This is a genomic window from Candidatus Nanopelagicales bacterium (genome assembly GCA_030700225.1).
Taxonomy (GTDB): Bacteria; Actinomycetota; Actinomycetes; order S36-B12.
In genome coordinates this window covers 1-7,112 of record JAUYJT010000076.1, presented here as the reverse complement: position 1 = coordinate 7,112, position 7,112 = coordinate 1, and the positions used below count along the sequence as shown (strand labels likewise).

Here is a 7,112-nt window from a genome sequence, read left to right as displayed (position 1 = left end):
GCTACCGCTGGCGCTTGGTGCGAACCCGCAGGCCGATGCGGATTGGGGTACCGACGAAGCCGAATTCCTCACGGAGCGAGCGCTCGATGAATCGGCGATACCCGGCCTCCAGGAAGCCCGAAGTGAACAGCACGAACGTTGGCGGCCGGATGCTGGCTTGAGTCCCGAACAACACGCGCGGCTGCTTGCCGCCACGCACGGGATGCGGATTGCGCGCCGCCAGCTCGTTCAGGAAGCTGTTCAGTCGACCTGTGGGCACCCGCGTCTCCCAGCCCGCGAGTGCCGCGTCGAAGGCGGGCACGAGTTTGTCCACGCGGCGCCCAGTCAGGGCCGAGACGTTCACGCGCGGCGCCCAAGATATGAATCCCAGATCCCTTTCCAGATCCCGTTCGAGATACCGGCGGCGCTCCTCGTCGACCAGATCCCACTTGTTGTAGGCGATGATCAGGGCGCGGCCGGAGTCGACGACCATGTTCGCGACGTTGACGTCCTGCTCGCTGAGAACCTCACCGGCGTCCAGGACCACGACCGCGAGCTCGGCCCTCTCTATAGCTGTTCGGGTGCGAAGACTGGCGTAGAACTCATGGCCGTGAGCTTCCCGGACCCGCCGGCGCAGTCCAGCGGTGTCGACGAACACCCACGAGCGGCCACCGAGATGCACTACCTCATCGACGGGGTCAACGGTCGTGCCCGCGACTTCGTGCACCACGCTGCGGGACTGTCCCGCCAGACGATTCAGCAGGCTCGACTTGCCCACGTTGGGCCGACCGACCAGCGCGATCCGGTGAGGCCCCGCGACCGCGGGCACCCGCCGCCGCTGGGGCAGCAGGGCCACAACCGCGTCAAGAAGGTCACCACTCCCCCGCCCGTGCAAGGCCGACACCGGGTGCGGCTCACCTAATCCCAGGGACCACAGTGACGCCGCCTCAGCCTCGACCTGCGAGTTGTCCACCCGGTTGGCGACCAGGAGCATGGGCTTCTTGGCGCTACGCAGGACCTTCACGACATCCTCGTCGGACGAGGTGGGTCCGACGGTCGCGTCGACGACGAAAAGCGTCACATCGGCTTCCCTCATCGCCCGTTCCGCTTGGGCTGCCACGGAGGCTGCCCTGCCTGTGGCGGTGCGGTCCCAGCCGCCGGTATCCAGGGCGATGAACCGCCGCCCCGCCCACTCGGCCTGGTAGGCCACGCGGTCGCGGGTAACGCCCGGGACATCCTCCACGACAGCTTCGCGACGGCCCAGAATCCGGTTCACCAATGTGGACTTGCCGACGTTCGGGCGGCCCACGACAGCCACTACTGGAAGTTCCTCGGCCGTGGGCTCCGCCTCGAGAACCTGCTCGGTACGAGCAGCTGACATCGCCTCGGCCAGCATTCCCTCGTCGGTGTCGGAATCGCTGACCCATTCCCCGTCGATGGGCGTGAGGTCGGCGAACTCCTGGTCGTCGGTCACGGCCGGTCCCCAGCGGCCCGCACGAGGTCGGCCACAGTGTTGATCGTCTCTTCCAGCGTCAGGTACGTCGCATCGACGTGGACCGAGCCTGGGGCCGCGACCAACGGCGACACCGTCCTGGTTGAGTCCAGAGCGTCGCGGCGGCGGATGGATTCCTCTGTGGCGGGCAGACCGCCGGACCCGTGAGCGCGGGTCGCGTCCTCCGCGGCACGTCTTGCTGCCCTGACCACGGGATCGGCGGTTAGGTAGACCTTCAGGTCCGCGTCGGGCAGGACGACACTGCCTATGTCGCGACCCTCCACTACTATCCCCCGACCCGCGCTGAGCTGTGCCGCCGCTACCTCCCTCTGCATCCGGACCATCCGCTCGCGCACCGCGGGGACGGCGCTGACGGCGCTGACCGATGCCGTCACCTCGGGAGTGCGGATCGCTTCAGCCACATCGTGAGAGTCGACGACGATCGCGGGATTGGCCGGGTCAGTGCCGCTGACGATCTCGGCCCGACCGCATTGGGCGGTGACCGCGGATTCGTCAGACGGGTCGACTCCGTGCTCAAGCATCCAGTACGTCATCGCCCTGTACATCGCCCCGGTGTCCAGGTACGCCATCTCGAATCGCTCGGCGACGCCACGGGAAACCGACGACTTGCCCGAGCCGCTGGGGCCGTCAACCGCTATCACAGCGGTGGATCGCTCGGCCGTCATCTCAGTGAGCTAGGTCTTCGCGCAGGCTTTCGGCTCCGCGCTGGTAGATGTGACTGATCCGCGCCCGCGGTAGTTCCGTTTCGGCGTGGACGAGGATGCGTATGACGCGAGGCAGAGCCCCGTCGACGTCGATCTCCTGGGCGCACAGCAAAGGAACGTCAGCCAGTCCGATCTCCCGGGCCGAAGTGGCCGGGAAAGCACTCACCAAGTCCGGCGTGGATGTGAACAGGATGCTGACAAGGTCGTCGTGTCTGAGGTCGTTTCTCTCGATGATCGCGCTTAGCAGGTCAATGACCGCTTCGCTCATCTCGGCCGGGTCATCGGCGGACAGACGCGTCGCCCCTCGGATGCCTCTCACCGCCACGTCGCCCTCCCTGTCAGGTCCTGAGCACAGCGTAGGTTCACCGCGCTCAGCTCTCATCAGCGGCGGCATACAGACTGGCGACCTGCGCGGCTGTGAGCTTGCGAAATGCGCCTGGCCTGAGCCCTCCCAGAGTCACCGGACCGACACTGACCCGCACAAGTTCGATCACAGGATGCCCCACAGCCGCCATCATGCGCCTGACAATGCGGTTGCGGCCCTCGTGCAGCCTGATCTCCACAATCGACTGCTGTCCGTGTTGCGCGACGATCTGGAACGAGTCAGCCACCGCCGGTCCGTCTTCCAGTTCGACCCCGCGTGTGAGGCTTCGGCGAACGCTGGCCGGTACTGGTCCCCGCACGGTGGCACGGTATGTCTTGGAGACGCCGTGGCTCGGGTGCTGGAGGCGGTGCGCGAGTTCCCCATCGTTCGTCAATAGCAGCAGCCCCGTGGTGTCGGCATCGAGGCGTCCGACGTGGAAGAGCCGCTCCTCGCGGTCCGCGACGAGATCGCCCACGCAAGGCCGCCCGCCGTCGTCGGCCATCGTCGACAGAATCCCTTTCGGCTTGTTCAGCGCCAGCACGATGACGTTGTCAGATGTTGGGATCGGCTTGCCGTCGACTCTGACGTCGGTCGTGCCAGGAGGTACCCGGAATCCTTGGACCGCTACGACCTGCCCATTGACGAAGACCCTGCCTTGGCTTATCAACGCCTCGCATTTGCGCCGACTGCCTAGTCCCGCTCGGGCCAGGACCTTTTGCAGTCTCTCCCCCTGCCCGGACTCGGTCACTGGGATTCGAGGAGTTCGTCCAGCGAGTCGAACGAAGGCAAGTGCTCAGCGATGGGCGGAAGCTCCTCCAGGGAAGAGATCCCCATACGGTCGAGGAAGTAGGTAGTAGTCCCGAACAGAACCGCGCCAGCGACCGTGTCTTCGCCTACTTCGGTAACCAAGCCACGCGCGACGAGGGTTCGCACGACACCGTCGCAACTGACTCCGCGTATCGCCCCGATACGCGCGCGGCTCACAGGTTGCCTGTAGGCGATGATCGCCAGAGTCTCCAGCGCGGCCTGGGTCAGCCTCGCCTGCCTACCGTCAGTCGCGTATCGCGCTACTAGTTCTGAGCAGGTGTCCGAGGTGTAGAACCGCCAGGCACCGCCAACTTCCCGCAGATCGAATCCGCGGCCGTCGCGTCGGTATTCGGCGCTGAGGCGGAGTAGCTCAGAGACGATATCGGGCTCTGGGCACCCCGTCAGCTCAGCCAACGTCAAGGAACTGACAGGTTCATCGGCTAGCAGCAGGAGAGCCTCCAGAGCCGCCCCGCGGGACGGCGCGCCCAGTCCCGCCTCCGGCTCTGCCGCGAACAGAGCTTCCGCCGAGCCTGACCTCAGATCAACAACGTCACCCACTGGCCCTCGCCCCTTCTTCATCAGTTCCAGTCCACTTCACGATGAGTTCGGTGAGTGGGCGTGCTTGGTCGAAAGAAACAAGTGCCTGCCTGTACAGGTCGAGTAGTGCCAGGAACCGTGCCACGACGTGCGCCGTATCAGGACACCCGATCAACAGTGAGCTGAAACTGGCGGAGCCGCTTCGCCTCAGTTGAGCGGCCACGATCGCGGCCTGTTCGGGCACGCTAACCAGCGGCGCGTAGACGTGATCCACGTTGACCTGAGGTGGTGGCGCCGGTGTCAGTCCCCGTATCGCCAAAGCGGCCAGACCGTCGACGCCTATGCTCACTACGACCTCAGGCAGCAAATCAGCCAGCTGCGGGTCGAGGCCGACCGTGCGCGGCTGCCGGAGCTGTGCTGAGTTGAGGCGTTCGTCGAATAGAGCCGAGACTTCTTTGAACGCCCGGTATTGCATCAGCCGAGCGAGCAACAGGTCCTGGGCCTCCAAGGCCGCGAGGTCCTCGACGTCATCGTCTTCCCGGCCTGGCAGCAAGCGCGAGGCCTTCAGATCCAGCAGGATCGCGGCAACGACAAGGAACTGCGTCGACTCCCCCAGGTCCCAGTCATCACCCTGGGCGCGGGTATGGCGGATGAAATCATCGGTGACCTGATGCAGGGCCAGGGCGGTCACTTCGAGCTTGTGCTTGGCGATCAGCGACATAAGCAGATCGAACGGCCCCTCGAAGCCATCCACACTGACCGCGAAACCATGGCTGTCGGAGCTGTCCTCCCCGGACCGCAGTCGCAAATCGGCTGGCCCGCGTTCACTCACCACACGACGGTAACCCAGCGAGCTGTCAGCCCCACTCACATCCGGCCCCGCGGATGCGTGTTGGCATACACCTCGCGCAGGTGTTCCACGGTGACCATGGTGTAAATCTGGGTCGTGGTCACCGAGGCGTGCCCGAGCAGTTCCTGGACTACGCGGACATCGGCGCCGCCTTGAAGAAGATGGGTGGCGAAGGAGTGGCGCAGCGTGTGCGGGTGGACGGATCCGTCGACGCCGGCTGTCTTCGCCGCCCGCTTCAGGATGGTCCAGACGGTTTGCCTGGACAGCCGACCGCCTCGGGCATTGAGGAACATCGCCGCGGTGCCCTTGCCCCGGGCTGCCAGGGCTGGCCGGACCCTGATCGAGTAGGACTCAAGGGCAGTCACCGTCAGCGTGCCGATCGGGACCACGCGCTCCTTGCGTCCCTTCCCGCGCAGCAGCACTGCACGGGCAACCAGATCCACATCGTCCACATCCAGCCCTACCGCCTCGCTGGCACGGCATCCGGAGCCGTACAGGAACTCCAGCAGCGCGCGGTCTCGCACACCAGTCGGCTCAGCCGGGTCGGGAGCGCGCAGTATGTCGAGCACCTGCTGCACTGCCAGTCCATGCGGGAGTCGTGTCTCAAGCTTCGGTGGCTTGACGCTCACCGCGGAGTTGTCGGCCAGGAGGCCCTCACGGACCGCGAAGCCGTGCAACCCACGCACTGCTGCCATCGTCCGGGCGGCTGACGCGGCGGACAGTTCCGGGCCTTCCTGACCTGGCGAGCGGAGCCAGCCCAGGAAGTCGCCAATCACTGGTTCGGTGGCATCCGGAAGCGATGTGACAGATCTGGCGGCGCAGAATCGCGTGTATCTGGCCAGGTCTCGCCGGTAGGCATCCAAAGTGTTGGGCGAGATTCCCTTCTCGACGACCAGATGGTCCAGATACTCGGTAGCTACACGCGCTATCTGTGTCGATCCTGGCGCGTCGACTTGCTGCCCGGGCATGGAAGCACCCTACGGCGGGGAATACTGTTCGATCGTGATTGGCATCGACCTGTGGCTGACGCTCGGGGGTCTGTTCGCCGGAACCGTCGTCGGATTGACGGGTTTGGGCGGCGCGGCGATCGTCACTCCGATGCTTCTGCTGTTGTTCAACCTGCCCGCTTCGGTGGCGGTCTCCACAGACGTGGTGTCGGCGGCCGTGACCAAGCCAATCGGGGCAATGGTTCATCTGCGGCGGCGCACTCCATACCTGAAGGTCGTCGCGTGGCTGACCGCTGGTTCGGTGCCCGGCGTGCTGGTCGGGACAGTCCTGTTCGCGCGCCTTACATCCGATCCCGCCGGCGAGGAGTTGCTGCGCCGCATGATCGGCGTTGTCCTGATCGTGGCCGTTGTCATCTCGCTGGTGAGGTTGCGCTTGAAGCGCTACATGGCCCAGCATTCCCACGATCAGATCCAGATGACGTCGTTTCGATGCTCGGTGACGTTGACCGTCGGCTTGCTCGTGGGGATCCTGGTCGGCCTGACTTCGGTCGGTTCGGGGACGTTGATCGCGGCTAGCCTCATTATCTTGTTTCCCGCGATGCTTCCCAGCCGCCTGGTTGGCACGGACCTGGTACAGGCCGTGCCAATGCTCGTGGTCGGAGCGATCGCGCACGCGGGCCTTGGCGAGGTGGACGCGAGTGTGCTGCTGTCATTGCTCCTGGGACAGATTCCAGGCGTGTGGTTAGGTGCGCGCGTCTCGGCCCGCTACAACGGCAATGAGTTGCGGTGGCTGCTTCTCGTCCTGGTTGCCGCTGGTGGCATCGCGCTGCTCGGGGCGCCCCGCTGGATCGCGACCGCGATGACCGTCATCGGCTGCGTCGGGCTCGGCGTGCCCGTCGTTGTGAAGGCCGTGCGGGAAAGGCAGGAGCGGCGAGCGGAAGCGGCGCGAAAGGCCGCTGCCAAGGCACGGCGCAGGGCGTCGGCCAAGGCGGCCGCCAAAGAGTCTCCCGCCCAGGGGTCAGCCGGTGAAGACGCGACCTGATTCGGTCAAGCCGTCCCGCACGGGCCACGGGGCGTCGGCCGGGCGCAGTCCTGTCCAGCCCGCCCGGCGAGCGGCATGGCAAGCCAGCACCCCCATCACCGCCGTCGGGTTTTGACCTGACTCGGGCCACGTCTTGGCTCGGGGCCGGTCCGTGTGGCCGCTGACAAGGGAATCCTTCGTGGAGTCGCGCTGGACTTGCGCACTAATCTGCTCGCCTAGGTTGCGGTGCTGGCCTCGCCCCCGCGAGGCGGGGGGACCCACCGCAGCAACGTCGGCCTAGAGGCAGTTGCGGCGGCTGTTGTGGTGGTTGGCCGAAACTCTTGCGCTAGACACCCAGCAGAACGTCGGCCTACCGCAGCAACGTCGGCC

8 protein-coding genes are annotated in these 7,112 nt (G+C 65.9%); 1 reads left to right on the top strand and 7 read right to left on the bottom strand.

The features are described 5' to 3' along the window. Position 1: 1 nt before the first annotated feature. Genes der through xerD form a run of 7 tightly spaced genes read right to left on the bottom strand, consistent with a single transcriptional unit; the run spans position 2 to position 5,722 of the window. The gene (gene der, locus Q8P38_12030; protein ID MDP4015327.1) at positions 2 to 1,453 is read right to left on the bottom strand and encodes a ribosome biogenesis GTPase Der; all 1,452 of its coding nucleotides are present in this window, start codon (positions 1,451 to 1,453) and stop codon (positions 2 to 4) included. Further along, positions 1,450 to 2,157 carry a (d)CMP kinase gene (cmk, locus tag Q8P38_12025; protein ID MDP4015326.1) on the bottom strand — a complete coding sequence of 236 codons (708 nt, stop codon included), beginning with the start codon at positions 2,155 to 2,157 and terminating at the stop codon, positions 1,450 to 1,452. Before cmk ends, der begins: the two co-directional genes overlap by 4 nt. A 1-nt stretch (position 2,158) precedes the next feature. Next, positions 2,159 to 2,521 (bottom strand): chorismate mutase, encoded by a 363-nt coding sequence (gene aroH / locus Q8P38_12020; GenBank protein MDP4015325.1) that lies wholly within the window; start codon positions 2,519 to 2,521, stop codon positions 2,159 to 2,161. A 46-nt stretch (positions 2,522 to 2,567) separates the two neighbouring features. After that, entirely contained in the window at positions 2,568 to 3,308 is a 741-nt protein-coding gene (locus Q8P38_12015; GenBank protein MDP4015324.1) for a pseudouridine synthase, read from the bottom strand. Continuing rightward, positions 3,305 to 3,925: an SMC-Scp complex subunit ScpB gene (gene scpB / locus Q8P38_12010; protein MDP4015323.1), complete on the bottom strand. Its 621-nt coding sequence runs from the start codon at positions 3,923 to 3,925 to the stop codon at positions 3,305 to 3,307. Before scpB ends, Q8P38_12015 begins: the two co-directional genes overlap by 4 nt. After that, a complete protein-coding gene (locus Q8P38_12005; protein MDP4015322.1) occupies positions 3,918 to 4,736 on the bottom strand; it encodes a segregation/condensation protein A in 819 nt (272 codons plus the stop codon). Before Q8P38_12005 ends, scpB begins: the two co-directional genes overlap by 8 nt. 35 nt (positions 4,737 to 4,771) lie before the next feature. Beyond that, the gene (xerD, locus tag Q8P38_12000; GenBank protein MDP4015321.1) at positions 4,772 to 5,722 is read right to left on the bottom strand and encodes a site-specific tyrosine recombinase XerD; all 951 of its coding nucleotides are present in this window, start codon (positions 5,720 to 5,722) and stop codon (positions 4,772 to 4,774) included. 34 nt (positions 5,723 to 5,756) lie between these two features. Here xerD and Q8P38_11995 point away from each other — a divergent pair, with 34 nt between their 5' ends. Next, on the top strand, positions 5,757 to 6,743 hold the full coding sequence (locus tag Q8P38_11995; protein ID MDP4015320.1) for a sulfite exporter TauE/SafE family protein: 987 nt from the start codon (positions 5,757 to 5,759) through the stop codon (positions 6,741 to 6,743). The last annotated feature ends 369 nt before the right edge of the window (positions 6,744 to 7,112 follow it).

Bases quoted from the DNA above. Each gene is read 5' to 3' on its own strand.
- cmk (MDP4015326.1), bottom strand. From the start codon at position 2,157: ATGACGGCCGAGCGATCCACCGCTGTGATAGCGGTTGACGGCCCCAGC.
- xerD (MDP4015321.1), bottom strand. From the start codon at position 5,722: ATGCCCGGGCAGCAAGTCGACGCGCCAGGATCGACACAGATAGCGCGT.